The sequence below is a fragment of the Pandoraea horticolens genome (assembly GCF_902459555.1).
In the GTDB taxonomy this organism is placed as follows: domain Bacteria; phylum Pseudomonadota; class Gammaproteobacteria; order Burkholderiales; family Burkholderiaceae; genus Pandoraea; species Pandoraea horticolens.
The window spans coordinates 161,767-176,441 of sequence record NZ_CABPSM010000007.1; the positions used below are offsets into that span (position 1 = coordinate 161,767).

At 62.4% G+C, this 14,675-nt stretch carries 11 protein-coding genes; 8 read left to right on the forward strand and 3 right to left on the reverse strand.

Annotated elements, in window-relative coordinates:
- Positions 1-30 precede the first annotated feature (30 nt).
- The 6 genes from PHO31112_RS13650 to PHO31112_RS13675 all read left to right on the forward strand — a co-directional run bounded on the left by PHO31112_RS13650 (position 31) and on the right by PHO31112_RS13675 (position 8,720).
- Positions 31-1,062 carry an AraC family transcriptional regulator gene (locus PHO31112_RS13650; RefSeq protein WP_150620999.1) on the forward strand — a complete coding sequence of 344 codons (1,032 nt, stop codon included), beginning with the start codon at positions 31-33 and terminating at the stop codon, positions 1,060-1,062.
- Positions 1,063-1,289: 227 nt separating this feature from the next.
- The gene (locus PHO31112_RS13655) at positions 1,290-3,095 is read left to right on the forward strand and encodes an acyl-CoA dehydrogenase (protein ID WP_150621000.1); all 1,806 of its coding nucleotides are present in this window, start codon (positions 1,290-1,292) and stop codon (positions 3,093-3,095) included.
- 14 nt (positions 3,096-3,109) lie between these two features.
- Complete coding sequence (locus PHO31112_RS13660; RefSeq protein ID WP_174995710.1) at positions 3,110-4,786, forward strand: electron transfer flavoprotein-ubiquinone oxidoreductase; 1,677 nt, start codon at positions 3,110-3,112, stop codon at positions 4,784-4,786.
- 61 nt (positions 4,787-4,847) lie between these two features.
- The gene (gene bktB, locus PHO31112_RS13665; protein WP_150621001.1) at positions 4,848-6,035 is read left to right on the forward strand and encodes a beta-ketothiolase BktB; all 1,188 of its coding nucleotides are present in this window, start codon (positions 4,848-4,850) and stop codon (positions 6,033-6,035) included.
- Positions 6,036-6,075: 40 nt separating this feature from the next.
- Positions 6,076-6,927: a 3-hydroxybutyryl-CoA dehydrogenase gene (locus tag PHO31112_RS13670; protein ID WP_150621002.1), complete on the forward strand. Its 852-nt coding sequence runs from the start codon at positions 6,076-6,078 to the stop codon at positions 6,925-6,927.
- 146 nt (positions 6,928-7,073) lie between these two features.
- On the forward strand, positions 7,074-8,720 hold the full coding sequence (locus PHO31112_RS13675; RefSeq protein ID WP_150621098.1) for a fatty acid--CoA ligase: 1,647 nt from the start codon (positions 7,074-7,076) through the stop codon (positions 8,718-8,720).
- A 239-nt stretch (positions 8,721-8,959) separates the two neighbouring features.
- Here the strand turns inward: PHO31112_RS13675 and PHO31112_RS13680 are convergent, their stop codons facing one another.
- Positions 8,960-9,226 carry a DUF1214 domain-containing protein gene (locus tag PHO31112_RS13680; protein ID WP_343042740.1) on the reverse strand — a complete coding sequence of 89 codons (267 nt, stop codon included), beginning with the start codon at positions 9,224-9,226 and terminating at the stop codon, positions 8,960-8,962.
- Between the two features lie 101 nt (positions 9,227-9,327).
- Here PHO31112_RS13680 and PHO31112_RS27615 point away from each other — a divergent pair, with 101 nt between their 5' ends.
- A complete protein-coding gene (locus PHO31112_RS27615; protein ID WP_246178183.1) occupies positions 9,328-9,657 on the forward strand; it encodes a tyrosine-type recombinase/integrase in 330 nt (109 codons plus the stop codon).
- Here PHO31112_RS27615 and PHO31112_RS13690 read toward each other — a convergent pair.
- A complete protein-coding gene (locus tag PHO31112_RS13690) occupies positions 9,641-10,474 on the reverse strand; it encodes a helix-turn-helix transcriptional regulator (protein WP_150621003.1) in 834 nt (277 codons plus the stop codon). The genes PHO31112_RS27615 and PHO31112_RS13690 overlap by 17 nt on opposite strands.
- Positions 10,475-10,643: 169 nt before the next feature.
- Here PHO31112_RS13690 and PHO31112_RS13695 point away from each other — a divergent pair, with 169 nt between their 5' ends.
- Complete coding sequence (locus PHO31112_RS13695; RefSeq protein WP_150621004.1) at positions 10,644-14,174, forward strand: autotransporter domain-containing protein; 3,531 nt, start codon at positions 10,644-10,646, stop codon at positions 14,172-14,174.
- Positions 14,175-14,432: 258 nt separating this feature from the next.
- Here the strand turns inward: PHO31112_RS13695 and PHO31112_RS27620 are convergent, their stop codons facing one another.
- Positions 14,433-14,621, reverse strand: a complete 189-nt coding sequence (locus tag PHO31112_RS27620; RefSeq protein WP_246178168.1) for a hypothetical protein — start codon at positions 14,619-14,621, stop codon at positions 14,433-14,435.
- Positions 14,622-14,675 lie beyond the last annotated feature (54 nt).

Genomic DNA, 14,675 nt, shown 5'->3' on the forward strand with positions numbered 1-14,675 from the left:
CGCGCACGCGACATCAACCACATCACGGCAATGCATTCACTGAGCGCTACCGTACCCATCTCACTCGTTCGGGGCTTCCTCGACGGCGTAGGCGCGCCGCCGGATGTCGTCAGGCAATACCTCGAAGCGGCAGGTATCTCCGACGCCCTGCTGACCGAGCCCGGGGCGCGTGTCACGGAATCGCAATTCTCAACGCTTTACCGCGCCCTTGCGATCGAGTTCGACGATGAAATGCCGGGTATCTTCGAGCGTCCTCTGCGTAATGGCACCCTGAAATATCTGTGTCTCAGCTTGCTCGACGCTCCCAACCTCGAAACGGCAATGCACCGCTTCGGCCAGTTCATGCATCTGATTCTCGACGACTTTCGGTTTGAGTCGTCTCGAGTCGGGCCTGTGGCCGAAATTGCGTTGCGGGCGGGGCCCGCCGGCGTCAGCGCCCTCGGCCAGCAGTTGATGCTGAAGCTGGCGCATGGCGTGGGGTCGTGGCTCATCGGTCAAAAGATCCCCCTTCTGCAGGTGGAATTCGCGTTTGAGCGGCCTCCTCACGCCGTCGATTACCTTTATCTCTTCCCGGGACCGGCGCAATTCGACTGCAAACAGACACGCATGCGCTTCAGCGCTTCCTATTTCGATATGCGCGTGCGTCAGCGTAAGGCCGACCTGCGCAAGTTTCTCGCGCGAGCGCCAGAGGATTGGATATTCGTGGCCTTCAACGAGCAACTCACGAGCCATCGGGTCAGGGATTGTCTTGCCTCGCGACTTCCCGATATGCCGTCCATCGATGACGTTGCTCAAGTCCTCAACTGCTCGGTGCGCACGCTTTGCCGGCGGCTGTCCGCCGAAGGCTCGGCGTTCCAGACGCTCAAGAATGAGTTGCGACGGGATATTGCGATCCAGCGTCTCACCGAAACCCAGGATGCGATTGCGGCAATCGCCGCCGATGTCGGATTTGATGACCCCACTGCGTTCCATCGCGCGTTCCGTCAGTGGACCGGCAGCACGCCGGGCGAGTATCGGCACGCTGCACATAGGCCCGTTGCGGCCCGCCCGCCCAGGGCCTGATCGACGGCAGTCGCCGGCGGGACAGCTGACTCCCCCCCATATTCCGGTCCTGCCGGAGAGCCCTCCCCGGTCGACTCGTGGCCGAAATTGTCAATAGATGGTCCGGTTTGGTTATCGGGATTCTCGACGATCGCCGCTACGATCTGCTCGATAGTCGCCGTGCAGGACCTCAGCGTTCCGGTGTCATGGCAGGCCTCTTCACTACCGTCCACTGGAAAAGCACCAGAATGAGCTATATCGCACCCGTCAAGGAAATGCTCTTTGCCATGCAGGAACTGGCCGATCTCGAGCGCGTGGCAGCGCTTCCCGGCTTCGAGGACGCCGGGCCGGACAGCGCCCAGGCCGTGCTCGACGAGGCGGCCCGCTTCAACGCCAACGTCATCGCACCGCTGAACGTCGAGGGTGACGTCAACCCCAGTAGTTTTAAGGACGGCATTGTCACCGCGACGCCCGGCTTCAAGGAAGCCTTTTCTCAGTTCGTGAATGGTGGCTGGCAGGGCGTTGTCCACCCGGCCGAGTACGGCGGTCAGGGGCTGCCCAAACTGATCGCGACCCCCTGCGTTGAAATGCTCAATGCCGCGAACCTGTCGCTGGCGTTGTGCCCGGTGCTGACCGACGGGGCCATCGAGGCGTTGCTCATTGCCGGCAGCCAGGCGCAGAAGGAACGCTACGTGCCCAAGCTGATTTCGGGTGAATGGACCGGCACGATGAACCTGACGGAGCCGCAGGCAGGTTCGGACCTCGCGTTGGTTCGCACGCGTGCCGAACCTATCGGCGACGGCAACTACCATATCTTCGGCACGAAAATCTTCATCTCGTGGGGCGAGCACGACATGGCCGGCAACATCGTGCATCTCGTACTCGCTCGCCTGCCCGGCGCCCCCGAGGGCGTAAAAGGCTTGTCGCTTTTCATCGTGCCGAAATTCGTCGTCAACGAAGACGGCTCGCTGGGTGCCCGTAACGACGTGCATTGCGTGTCCATCGAGCACAAGCTGGGCATCAAGGCGAGTCCGACGGCGGTGCTCCAGTTCGGCGACCACGGCGGAGCCATCGGCTATCGGGTCGGGGAAGCCAACCGTGGCCTCGAATACATGTTCATCATGATGAATGCGGCACGTTTCGGTGTCGGCGTGCAGGGCATTGCCGTGGCCGACCGCGCTTATCAGCGGGCCGTGGCCTATGCGAAAGACCGCGTGCAAGGGCGCGCCGTAGACGGCTCGTCGAAGGCGCCACTGAGCATCATCAAACACCCTGACGTGCGTCGGATGCTCGCAACCATGCGTGCGCTCACGGAAGGTGCCCGGGCGCTCGCCTACGTCGCGGCAGCGCACAGTGACATCGGTCACCGTCATACCGATGCGTCGGTACGTGCCGACCATCAGGCAATCTACGAATACCTCGTGCCAGTGGTGAAGGGGTGGAGCACCGAGTTGGCAAACGAGGTCGCCAGCCTTGGCGTGCAGGTGCATGGCGGCATGGGCTATATCGAGGAAACGGGGGCTGCGCAGCATCTTCGCGACGCGCGAATCCTCGCCATTTATGAAGGCACAACGGCGATCCAGGCCAACGATCTCGTCGGCCGGAAGACGTTGCGTGACGGCGGTGCTGTCGTCAAGGTGCTGCTCGCAAAAATCGACGAGACCCTCGCGGCATTGTGGGAGCACAAGTCGTACGAATCGAGCGCGGCGTTTCAGGCGCTCCACAAGCGACTCGGGGCCGGGCGCGAATCGCTCGCGAACGTGGTCGACTATGTACTCACGCACGCCAAGGACGATCCCAACGCCGTATTTGCCGGCAGCGTGGCGTATCTGAAGCTGGCCGGCATCGTGCTATCCGGATGGCAGTTTGCCCGTGCGTTGCTCGTCGCCACTGACAAGCGCAATGACGATCCGTCGTTCTATGACGCCAAGGTGGCAACCGCCCATTGTTTCGCGACGCAGATCCTGCCGCTCGCGACTGCGCTGGAAGCCGCCATCGTTGGCGCCCACGACGGCAACGAAGGTGCGTTGGCGTTGACCGACGACCAGTTCTGACGCAGGGGTTGGACATGCTCAGCACAGCAAGCCCGATCGAACAGGCTGGCGCACGCGAGTCGATGGATTATGACGTCGTGATTGTCGGCGGTGGGCCGGCCGGACTGTCCGCGGCGATCCGCCTCAAGCAGTTGTCTGCCGAGAACGGCGTCGAGTTGTCCGTGTGTGTTCTGGAGAAGGGATCGGAGATCGGGGCTCACATCCTGTCCGGCGCCGTCATGGACCCGCGCGCCTTGACCGAACTCATCCCCGGCTGGAAGGAGAAAGGGGCTCCACTATCGGTGGAGGTCACCGAGGACAAGTTCCTGTTTCTCACGGAAGCCGGTTCGAAGCGAGTACCCGTCTGGGCACTTCCGGACAACTTCAAGAATCACGGCAACTATGTCGTTTCGTTGGCCAATGTGACGCGGTGGCTCGGGCAACAGGCGGAAGGGCTCGGTGTCGAGATCTTCGCCGGCTTTGCGGCCGCCGAAGTGCTTTTCGGTGACGACGGGGCAGTCAAAGGCGTTGCGACCGGCAACCTGGGTATCGGCAAGGACGGCAAGCCGACTGAGAACTTCCAGCTCGGCATGGAGTTACACGCGAAATACACGCTCTTCTGTGAGGGCGCACGCGGGCACCTGGGCCGTCAACTGAACGAGAAGTTCAAGCTGAGCAATAGCGCCGATCCTCAGGTCTATGGCATCGGCATCAAGGAAGTGTGGGAGATCGAACCGTCGAAGCATACACCGGGCCTGGTCATGCACACGGCCGGCTGGCCACTCGAGAACGACACGTACGGCGGCTCGTTTCTCTACCACATGGACGATCGCCAGGTGGTAGTCGGCTTCGTCGTGGGCCTGGGATATTCGAATCCGTATCTGTCGCCATTCGAGGAGTTCCAGCGATACAAGACGCATCCGGAAATCCGCAAAGTGCTCGAAGGCGGGAGACGCCTGTCTTACGGCGCGCGTGCGATGACTGCGGGCGGCCTGATGTCCTTGCCGAAGCTGGTGTTCTCCGGGGGCGCGCTCGCCGGTGACGACGCGGGCTTCCTGAACGCATCGCGTATCAAGGGATCACATGCAGCGATCAAGTCGGGCATGTTGGCTGCCGAAGCGGCATTTGAGGCATTGCAGGCAGGGCGTCAAGGCGATGAGCTTACGGCCTATCCCGAGGCGTTCAAGAATTCCTGGCTGTACACCGAGCTGCACCGCGCCCGGAATTTCAAGCAATGGATGAGCAAAGGTCTGTGCCTGGGCACGCTGATGGTCGGCATCGAGCAAAAGGTGCTGCGCGGTAACGTCCCATGGACGCTGCACCACCAGCATTCGGATCACGAGACGCTGAAACCGGCCTCGCGGTGCAAGCCGATCGACTATCCGAAACCCGACGGCAAGCTCACGTTCGACAGATTGTCCTCGGTGTTCATCTCCAACACCAATCACGAAGAGAATCAGCCGGCGCATCTGACGCTGAAGGACCCGGCGGTTGCGCTGAACGTGAATTGGCGGACTTATGCGGGGCCCGAATCGCGCTACTGCCCTGCTGGCGTCTACGAGTATGTGAAGCAGGACAGCGGTAACGAGCAGCTCGTCATCAACGCGCAGAACTGCCTCCACTGCAAAACATGCGACATCAAGGATCCAAGCCAGAACATCGTTTGGGTCGCACCTGAGGGGGGCGGCGGCCCCAACTATTCGAACATGTAATTGAACCCGGAGCGTGCTTCATAGCGTGAAGCACATCCGGCGTCTATTGGGAGACACAGCAATGCAAAGAGAAGTCGTTGTCGTCGGTGGCGTTCGTACGGCTATCGGCAAGTTCGGCGGTAGTCTGAAAGACCTCTCACCGACCGAACTGGGTGCGATCGTGGTGCGAGAGGTATTGGCGCGATCGAAAGTGGCGGGCGCCGACGTCGGCCACGTCGTGTTCGGCAACGTTGTCACCACTGAGCCGAGAGACCTGTATCTGGCGCGAGTCGCGGCACTCGATGGCGGTATCTCCGAAGCGACGCCTGCTTTCAATGTCAACCGCCTCTGCGGGTCCGGGCTGCAGGCAGTCGTCTGCGCTGCGCAGTCCATTCTGCTGGGTGACGCCGACATCGCAATCGGTGGCGGCGCCGAGAACATGAGCCGGGCACCATACATTACGCCCGACGCGCGCTTCGGCGCTCGCATGGGCGACGCGAAACTGATCGACATGATGTTGGGCGCGTTGCACGATCCGTTCCAACGGGTGCATATGGGAGTCACCGCAGAGAACGTCGCGCGAAAGTACAGCATCACGCGAGAGCAACAGGATGCCCTCGCGGTCGAATCGCACCGCCGCGCCTCGCGCGCCATCGCCGAGGGCCGCTTCGAGGAGCAGATTGTTCCGGTGACTCGACGCGTGAGAGGCAAGGAGGTCGTATTCGATACCGATGAACATGTTCGTCAGGACGTCGAACAGACCGAGCTTGCGGAACTGCGCCCGATATTCCAGAAGGAAAACGGAACGGTGACGGCTGGCAACGCTTCCGGCATCAATGACGCCGCTGCGGCCGTCCTGTTGATGGAACGCAAGACGGCGGAGGCGCGAGGTTTGAAGCCGCTGGCGCGTCTGGTGTCCTACGCGCATGCCGGCGTCGACCCGCTCTTCATGGGCATTGGCCCCGTACCCGCGACGCGCATCGCGCTCGAGCGCGCGGGACTCACCGTAGGCGATCTCGACGTGATAGAAGCCAACGAGGCCTTTGCCGCACAGGCCTGCGCGGTGGCACAGGAGCTTGGGTTCGATCCGGCGAAAGTGAATCCGAACGGCTCGGGCATCTCTCTGGGCCATCCGATCGGCGCGACAGGCGCACTGATTACTGTCAAGGCACTGCATGAACTCAGGCGCGTGAGCGGACGCTATGCACTCGTCACGATGTGTATTGGCGGAGGCCAGGGTATCGCCGCAATCTTTGAGAGTCTTCAATGAGTTGCGCACGAAACAGCAACGCCAGCCACTGAGAGCCATTATGGAAATTGGGACGATAGGAATTGTCGGTGCGGGTACGATGGGCAATGGCATCGCGCAGACTGCCGCTACCGCCGGATTGAATGTCATCGTGATCGATGTCGCCGAGTCGGCCCTGACGAACGGGCTCGCACTGCTGAAAAGCAATCTCGATCGGCTTGTCGCGAAAGACAAACTCGACTCGGAAGCCCGGGGGGCTGCGCTCGCGCGAGTCAGGTTCTCGACGGACTATCAGCAACTCTCGGACGCTGATCTCGTCATCGAAGCCGCAACGGAAAATGTCGCCCTCAAGCACCGGATTCTGGGGCAGATCGAATCGGTGGCGCGTCCTGGCGCCATCATTGCGACGAATACCTCGTCTATCTCGGTGACGGCGTTGGCGGCGAGTCTGAGCGACGCTTCGCGCTTCATCGGAATGCACTTCTTCAACCCGGCGCCGCTGATGCCGCTCGTCGAGATCATTCGCGGGCTGCAGACGAGCGACACCACCGCTGAAGCGATTAGCGAGCTGACAAAACGTCTCGGAAAGACGCCGATTGTCGTCAGGAATTCGCCCGGGTTCGTGGTGAACCGAATCCTTGTGCCGATGATCAACGAGGCCTTCTTCGTACTTGCCGAAGGCATTGCAAGCGCCGACGAGATCGACGCGGGAATGAAGCTTGGCGCGAATCAGCCGATCGGCCCGCTCGCGCTCGCGGATCTGGTCGGACTCGACGTCTGCCTGTCCGTCATGGAAGTGTTTCTGAACGACTTCGGAGACCCGAAGTATCGGCCGGCTCCGCTGCTGCGCGAGTTCGTGGCGGCGGGACGGCTCGGGCGCAAGACAGGTCAGGGTGTCTATCGTTACGACTGAGTATCGAACGGGCATCAGGAGGGTGCCCGTTGGATGGCAAGTCCGACGCCTTTGCCGAATGGGCAGCCAGGCGCGAATCGATCATCGCTGGCTTGGTAGACTGGGACGAGATGGGATAAAACCAACATCAGATTCAGGAGACAATGATGCAGGACGAGTTGACGAACGGCACCCCCTCGGCATACGCCTATCCCCTGCTGATCAAGCAGCTTTTGCATACGCCGCTGGCTCACGCCCCGGAGCAGGAGATCGTTTACCGGGGGCAGCAGCGAATGACTTACCGGACGATGAACGAGCGAATCTCCAGACTCGCTAACGCCCTTGCCGGGCTAGGCGTCCGGCATGGCAGTACCGTCGGCGTAATGGACTGGGATAGCCATCGCTATCTGGAATGTTATTTCGCCATCCCGATGATGGGAGCGGTGCTGCAGACGGTCAATGTACGACTGTCCAACGCGGAAATCGCGTTCACGATCAATCACGCCGGCGCCGAAGTGCTTCTGGTCCATACCGATTTCCTGCCGGTGATCGATGCGATCAAAGATCAATTGAAATCCGTCCGCACCTTCGTTCTCATCGACGAAGACGACGACGCCCCCACGACACACACGATTCCGTTCACGACGGAGTATGAGCGCATGCTCGCGGCGAGCGATACGCATTATTCGTTCCCGGATTTCGACGAAAACACGCGCGCCACCACGTTTTACACGACCGGAACCACGGGGCAGCCCAAGGGGGTGCATTTTTCTCATCGGCAACTGGTACTTCACACGATCAGCGTGATGGCCGGGTTGGCAAGTCCGGCCTCCGGTCAACGGCTTCATCGTGGCGATGTCTACATGCCAATCACCCCCATGTTCCATGTCCATGCGTGGGGCATACCCTACGTCGCAACGGTCATGGGGCTGAAGCAGATCTACCCGGGACGCTATGCGCCCGACCGGCTGGTGGGGCTCATCCGTGACGAGGGCGTGACTTTTTCGCACTGCGTCGGCACGATCCTGCACATGCTGCTGAACTGCCCCGAAGCGAAGACGGTCGACTTCAGCCGCTGGAAAGTCATCGTTGGCGGAAGTGCATTGACACAAGGCCTGGCGAGGGCCGCGTTCGAGCGTGGCATCGATGTCTTTACGGGCTACGGCATGTCGGAAACCGGCCCCATCCTCACGCTGGCGCAGATCAAGCCCGACCTTGGCCCACTCGATGCGGACGAGGAGATTCGTCTGCGCTGCAAAACCGGCCTTCCCGTTCCTCTGGTCGATCTGCGGATTGTCGATGACGCGATGGCAGACCTCCCGCACGATGGCAAGGCCTTCGGCGAAGTGGTGGTGCGCGCGCCATGGCTCACGCAAAGTTACCTTCACAATCCGGAAGCATCGGAGCAGCTATGGGAGGGCGGGTATCTGCATACCCAGGATATCGCCAGCATCGACCCGGCTGGCTACGTGCAGATTACCGATCGACTGAAGGACGTGATCAAGTCAGGCGGTGAATGGGTGTCGTCGCTTGAAATCGAAAACCTGATCTCTCGGCACCCTGCGGTCTCCGAGGTGGCGGTGTTCGGCATCAAGGACGAGAAGTGGGGTGAGCGGCCGGTCGCGCTGGTCGTATTGAAGAAGGACGCGGGCCCCGTCGACGATGAAGAGATCAGGCGACACCTGCTTGCGATTGTCGCGACTGGAGAAATCTCAAAATACGCGGTGCCGCAAATCATCAGGTTCGTCGACTCGCTGCAAAGGACCAGTGTCGGCAAGTTGAACAAGAAGGCGATGCGCGAACAGTTCGTCTGACCGATCAGTGTCAGGCGGACGACAGTCACAAAACAAAAAAGCCCTTGAAATTCAAGGGCTTTTTTCTTACTTGGTCAGCCACGACCGATAAGGATGCACGTTACATCTACACTGTTTTACTCAGAACGATCATATCGGGGATGGCATTCTGTGAGGCGGGCCCTTCCCGAGGCGGCAAACACAAGAGCACAGTGAAGCGCCACGCTTCCGCGCACAGGTGAAATGCCTACCGGCTCAATTCACTGCGGCGAGGCTTCGGGAAACTTCCAAGCGCCGTTGAGGATCGCCGCGCGCGGCCGATAGAGGCGGACCATGTAGTTCCACCCCTTCGCGATCGGAAGGCAGTTGGCGATTTTGCCGTTGCAACCACCGAATTGAATCGCGACGGTGCCGTCGCCGCCCTTCTTCGCCGTGATGCTGCTCAGTGAATAAGCATTGAGGTCGTTGGGCTCATAGTAGCCTTCCGCGTTGTAGACGCTGACCGACCAGAAGCCATCGACCGGCACGTCCCTGACATTGAGCTTGTAGATCGTGGTGCCATCGTTCTTGTCTCGACCGGATTACGCCGAGGGGTATTTTCGGTCTGGAATGGTCGCAGGTCGATTTGGTGAAGCGTCGCGCGTGGATTCATCCAGATCAGGCGAAGGCAGGCAAGCCTATCGGAGTGCCCCTTAACGATGAGGCCGTCGAAGTGATTCGCCGCCAAATTGGGGAGCCCCAGACGCACGTCTTCGTGCGCAATGGCGAACCGCTTGAGTGTCTGGACAACGTGCAATGGAAAGGCGCATGCAAGAGGGCCGGGATCAAAGATTTTCGATTCCATCACCTGCGTCACACTTGGGTAAGTTGGCATGTCCGGAACGGAACGCCGCTGCAAACGCTAATGAAGATGGGTGGATGGCATTCTCTTGAAATCCGAATCAACCGGATTGGCTAACAGGCGGCGTTTGTGTACCCCATGTTTCCAACGGAAGTTTCCACAGCGGCGGCATCTGCGAGAACGGCGGCACGGTATGCACCAGCTTGGCCAGCGCGAGGCGGCTGTCAGTGCCGATCTTGCTGAAGATGGCTTTGAGGTGCGCCTTGACGGTATCCAAGCTGATGTTCATGACGGTGGCGATGGCCTCGTTCGAGTTGCCCTGCGCCACCCACACCGCCACTTCCACCTGCCGCTGCGTCAACTCCGGAAAGGCGTAGCGCAGGCGATCCGCCGGCGGGAGCTCGTCGACGGTGCGCTGCTGTGCCTGGCGGTAGGCTCGCAGCACGTGCGGCCGATAGGCCTGGAGGCGATCACGTTCGGCATCGCTATAGGCGGGCTGGCCCATCACGCGATGCGCGCTCAGTTCCATGAAGTATTCGCCATGCAGCATCACGATCCCCATGATGCGGCGCGCGTTGGAGGGGAGAAACACCTCCTGCGCCATCGGGAGCGTCATGAATTCGTCGTCGGTAAAGACATCCGACTCGCGGACCGCGCGCTCGCCAAAGAAGGCGAGGTCTTTCTGCCAGAAGGGGTGGCTGGCCGCATGGCGGGCATAGCCTTCGAAGGCGGCCTGGCGCCGGGCCGGATCATCTTCCACCGACAGCAGTGCGCGCAGTTCTCCCGAGCGGTGGTGCACCTCTGTCCAGGTCGCCACGTCGGCGCCTGTCAACCGTGTCACGCCATCAAACAGGATGCCGGGCAACGTCATCAGATCGGCCTCGGCTTCATAGAGACGGACAATTTCCTGCAGCAAAACGGTGTCGGTGTGCATGACTACTCTTCCGGGTAATGGAATCTTCCGGGCACAAATTTTACATTGGCTTTTTCTGAAGTGCTGGGAGCCCCATTGCGCCGCCTGGAGCTGCGTTCTGGCCGGTATTTCAGGTAACGTGGCTACAGCTATGTAGCCGAATCCAATAAAGAAACCGAGGGTTGACGGGATGAATCACGCTTACCGGGTGGTCTGGAATGGAGCGCTGGGGATCTGGCAGGCCGTGTCGGAGCTGGCCGCCTCGCACACCAAGGGCGCAGGACTGCGGCGGCGTGTGGCGGCCAGTGCGGTGATGACGCTGTCGCTGGGGCTGGCGACACCGCTTGCGCACGCGATCGATGTGCTGCTGGTGGGGACTGGCGGCCTGGGTGGCGGTGACGGTGGTAACGGCAGCATCGCCGGCGGCAACGGCGCACAGGATTTCTTCCTGCCGGGCTCCGGCGGTGCTGCCAGCATTCCGAGCCCAACGCAGGTGATTCCCGGCACGGCCACCGGCGGCGGCCTTCCCTTGTCAACCTACGACTACATGGGGATCGGGGGCGGCGCCGGCGGCGGGGACGGCGGCAACCTGGGCGGCATCAACGGCGGCACCGGAGGCGCTGGTGTCCTCAACCTCACCGGGACGGCACTGAGCGTAACCAACACGCTGCTGATCGGCGGAGCGGGCGGCGGTGGGGGCTCGGGCGGCGCCGGTAGCACGCGCGGAGGCAATGGCGGCACGGGCGGCAGCGGTACGCTCACGGCCACAGGGGGCGCCACCATCACGGTCGGCACGCAGCTCTATCTTGGCGGTTTGGGCGGCACGGGCGGCAACTGCGGCTGCTCCGGCAACGGCGGTGCCGGCGGTGCGGGTATCCTCAACCTGGGCGATGGCAGCACGCTCAACCTGACCGGCGGCGCCTTCACCATCAACGGCAGTGGCACGCTCAATATCGGCAACGCCACAGCCAACGGCGCGACCGCCGGCACGGTCACCGGTCTGGTCGGCAGCATCAACAATGCAGGCACGATCAACTTCAACCAGTCCGACGCCTCGTACACGTTCTCCACGAACATTGCCGGCACCGGCAAGGTGGTGCAGAACGGCAGCGGCACGACGTTCCTGACTGGCGCCAACCTGTACACCGGCGGCACGACCGTCAACGCGGGCCTGATCAATTTCACCAGCGGCGGCAATCTAGGTTCGGGCAATGTCACGTTGGACGGCGGCGGCCTGCAGTGGGCCACCGGAAACACGACGGACATTTCCAGCCGGTTGACTGCGCTGGGCGCGAACGGCGGCACGCTCGATACCAATGGCAACAACGTGACGCTGGCCAGCGGCATCAGCGGCGCGGGCGGCCTGACGAAGAGCGGCGCCGGCACGCTCACGCTGACGAGCACCAACGGCTATACCGGCGGCACGACCATCACCAACGGCACGCTGGCGCTTGGCACCGGCGGCAGTCTGGCATCGACCAGCTCGGTCGATCTGGCGAATGCGGGCACGCAGTTCAGCATCAGCGGGGGCGGCGCGCAAACGATCGGGGCGTTGCTAGGAGTGGCCGGGTCGACCGTGAATCTGGGCAGCAACGCACTGACCGTCACAGCCAACACCAACGGCACATTCGGTGGATCAATCACCGGTACGGGTGGCGTGACGCTCGCGGGCACCGGCACGCAAACGCTGGCCGGCGCCAACGCATACACCGGCACCACGACCATCAGCGCCGGTACGCTGGCCCTGACGGGCGGGGGCAGCATCGCGAACGCCAGCGGCCTGATCAACAACGGCATCTTCGATATTTCCGGCACGGCGGGCGGCACCACGGTGACGACGCTGTCCGGCACCGGCACTGTCGCGCTGGGTGGCCAGACACTCACCCTCAGCAACGCCAGCGGCACGTTCAGCGGCGGCATTGCCGGCACGGGCGGCCTCACGCTCAACGGCGGCACGCAAACGCTGTCTGGCGTGAACGCCTATACCGGCGCCACGACGGTCAACGCGGGCACGCTGGCATTGGCGGGCGCGGGCAATCTGTCAGAGGCAACAACAGTGTCGCTGGCGGGGTCTGGGGCGACGCTGGATCTGTCGGCCGGCGGCAACCAGTCGGTGGCGCATCTCTCGGGGGTATCGGGCAGCCGGGTGGCCCTGGGCGCCAACATACTCACGCTGACGGACAACACATCGCAAACCTTCGGAGGCAGCCTGACAGGCAGCGGCAGCCTGGTGAAACAGGGCACTGGTACGCTCACGCTCAATGGCATCAGCAGCGCGTTTACCGGCACTACCACCATATCGGACGGCACCGTGGCCGTGGGCGATGCGGCCAGCGCCAGCGCAATGCTGGGCGGCAACGTGCAGGTGAGCACGCAAGGTACGCTGCGTGGCCATGGCACGGTGTCGGGCAACGTGAACAACAGCGGCGTGGTGGCACCCGGCGGCTCCATCGGCACGCTGGCCGTGAGCGGTAACTACGCGCAGGCGGCCACCGGCACGCTGTCGATCGAAGTTAGCCCGACGCAGGGTTCGCAATTGCGGGTGGGTGGGGCAGCGGCACTAGGCGGCACGCTGGCCATCGTGTACGACCCGGGCACGTACACAGCACGCCAGTACACGCTGTTGACTGCTGCCAACGGTGTGACGGGCCGCTTTGGCAACGTAACCAACACGACCACGGCAGGCGCCAATCTGGGCACACTGCAGTCGTCCGTCAACTACGGCGCCAATGAGGTAGACCTGACGCTGGCTGCGGCAGCCGGCTCGTCGGCCGATCCGCTGGTGGTCGCCCCCACCAACACGTCGATCTACACGGCCGTCGGCACGACCGCTCTGCTGCAGGCCCAGGGCGCCAACGCGGCACTGCTGGGCCGATTGGGCAATCTGCAATCGGGCCTGGTCACGTCAACCGACGCGTGGGCTACCGCCACCGGCACCAGCACGAAGGTGGGCGGCACTGGCAGCGCGCCGGGCTTCCTGACGCACGAATACGGTTTCCTGGCCGGGGCAGACCGCCAGCTCGGCAACGCCACGGTGGGCGCGGCCGGCGGCTACACTCACACGACGCTCGGCGAAGATGGCACGGGCGCATCGGGCGCCATCGACACGCTGCGCCTGGCGCTCTATGGCAACCAGCCCGTGGGCGCGATCAACGTATCGGGCACGCTGGGCTACGGGCTTAACTTCCTCTCGCAGAAGCGTCCGTTCGGCAGCATGGGCACCGCAGAAGGCGACCACATCGGCCATGAATTCACCGCCGCCACGCAGGCCAGCCTGCCGGTGCAGGTGGCCGGCTTCACGCTTGCCCCGCACGTTGGGCTGCGCTACGCTTATGTGCGCGGCAGCGGCTTCACCGAAGACGGTGCCAACGGCCAGAATCTGCAAGTGGGCGCTGACAACGCACGCAGCCTGCAACCGTACGTGGGCATGACACTGGACAAGGCGTTTGGCGATGCCGCACGCCCCGTCACTGTGCAATTGCGCCTCGGATATGCGCGCGAAGTGCTGAGTGGCGGCCGCGTTGTGCAGGTGCAGAGCCAGGATGGCACCATGTTCGCCGCCTCGGGCACCGATCTGCCGCGCTCGTTCCTGACCACGGGTGCCAGCGTGAGCTGGCGGGCCTCGAAGACGACCGCCGTATCGCTGGGCATGGATGCACTGATCAACACGAGCCATGTGTCGGCGCAGTCGGCGTACGTTCGGGTCAATCACCGATTTTGACGCTCTGCTTTGTTTGCCGCAATTGAACAGTTGACGAGACATACCGCCTGCGCCTAATAAAGTGCACTGCTCCACCCGAAGCAACGCATGTGCGATCAGCACAGACGCGGTGAACGATCCAGCGGCTTGCTCCTTTGCAACCTGTGCGTTGTAGCGTTCCGCAAGCCGGGTGTAGATCAGGTCATCCTTCCCGCGGACCATGCGCAGCTACAGCAACTCGCCCCAGAGCACGTTTTTCAGTTCGGCGGCACCGCCCGATCAATACTGACGTTTCCAAGGTTTTTGATCGACCGGCAGGTTTTCCGAGGCCGCGATTCGATCCTGCCAACCCTGCTGAGTCTTCGCGTAACCGTTGCGCTCCCAAGCATTGAGAGCGCCGCGAATGCGATCGATAAACTTCCGGCGCACGTTCGGAAACTTGTTGATCGTCAGGCCGGTGACCTCCATACGTCGGTGTCGGTCGCTCAGGCGGGTCCCTTCCCGTCAGCTCCATTGACACAG

Bases quoted from the DNA above. Each gene is read 5' to 3' on its own strand.
- PHO31112_RS13650 (WP_150620999.1), top strand. From the start codon at position 31: ATGCATTCACTGAGCGCTACCGTACCCATCTCACTCGTTCGGGGCTTC.
- PHO31112_RS13655 (WP_150621000.1), top strand. From the start codon at position 1,290: ATGAGCTATATCGCACCCGTCAAGGAAATGCTCTTTGCCATGCAGGAA.
- PHO31112_RS13660 (WP_174995710.1), top strand. From the start codon at position 3,110: ATGCTCAGCACAGCAAGCCCGATCGAACAGGCTGGCGCACGCGAGTCG.
- bktB (WP_150621001.1), top strand. From the start codon at position 4,848: ATGCAAAGAGAAGTCGTTGTCGTCGGTGGCGTTCGTACGGCTATCGGC.
- PHO31112_RS13670 (WP_150621002.1), top strand. From the start codon at position 6,076: ATGGAAATTGGGACGATAGGAATTGTCGGTGCGGGTACGATGGGCAAT.
- PHO31112_RS13675 (WP_150621098.1), top strand. From the start codon at position 7,074: ATGCAGGACGAGTTGACGAACGGCACCCCCTCGGCATACGCCTATCCC.
- PHO31112_RS13690 (WP_150621003.1), bottom strand. From the start codon at position 10,474: ATGCACACCGACACCGTTTTGCTGCAGGAAATTGTCCGTCTCTATGAA.
- PHO31112_RS13695 (WP_150621004.1), top strand. From the start codon at position 10,644: ATGAATCACGCTTACCGGGTGGTCTGGAATGGAGCGCTGGGGATCTGG.
- PHO31112_RS27620 (WP_246178168.1), bottom strand. From the start codon at position 14,621: ATGGAGGTCACCGGCCTGACGATCAACAAGTTTCCGAACGTGCGCCGG.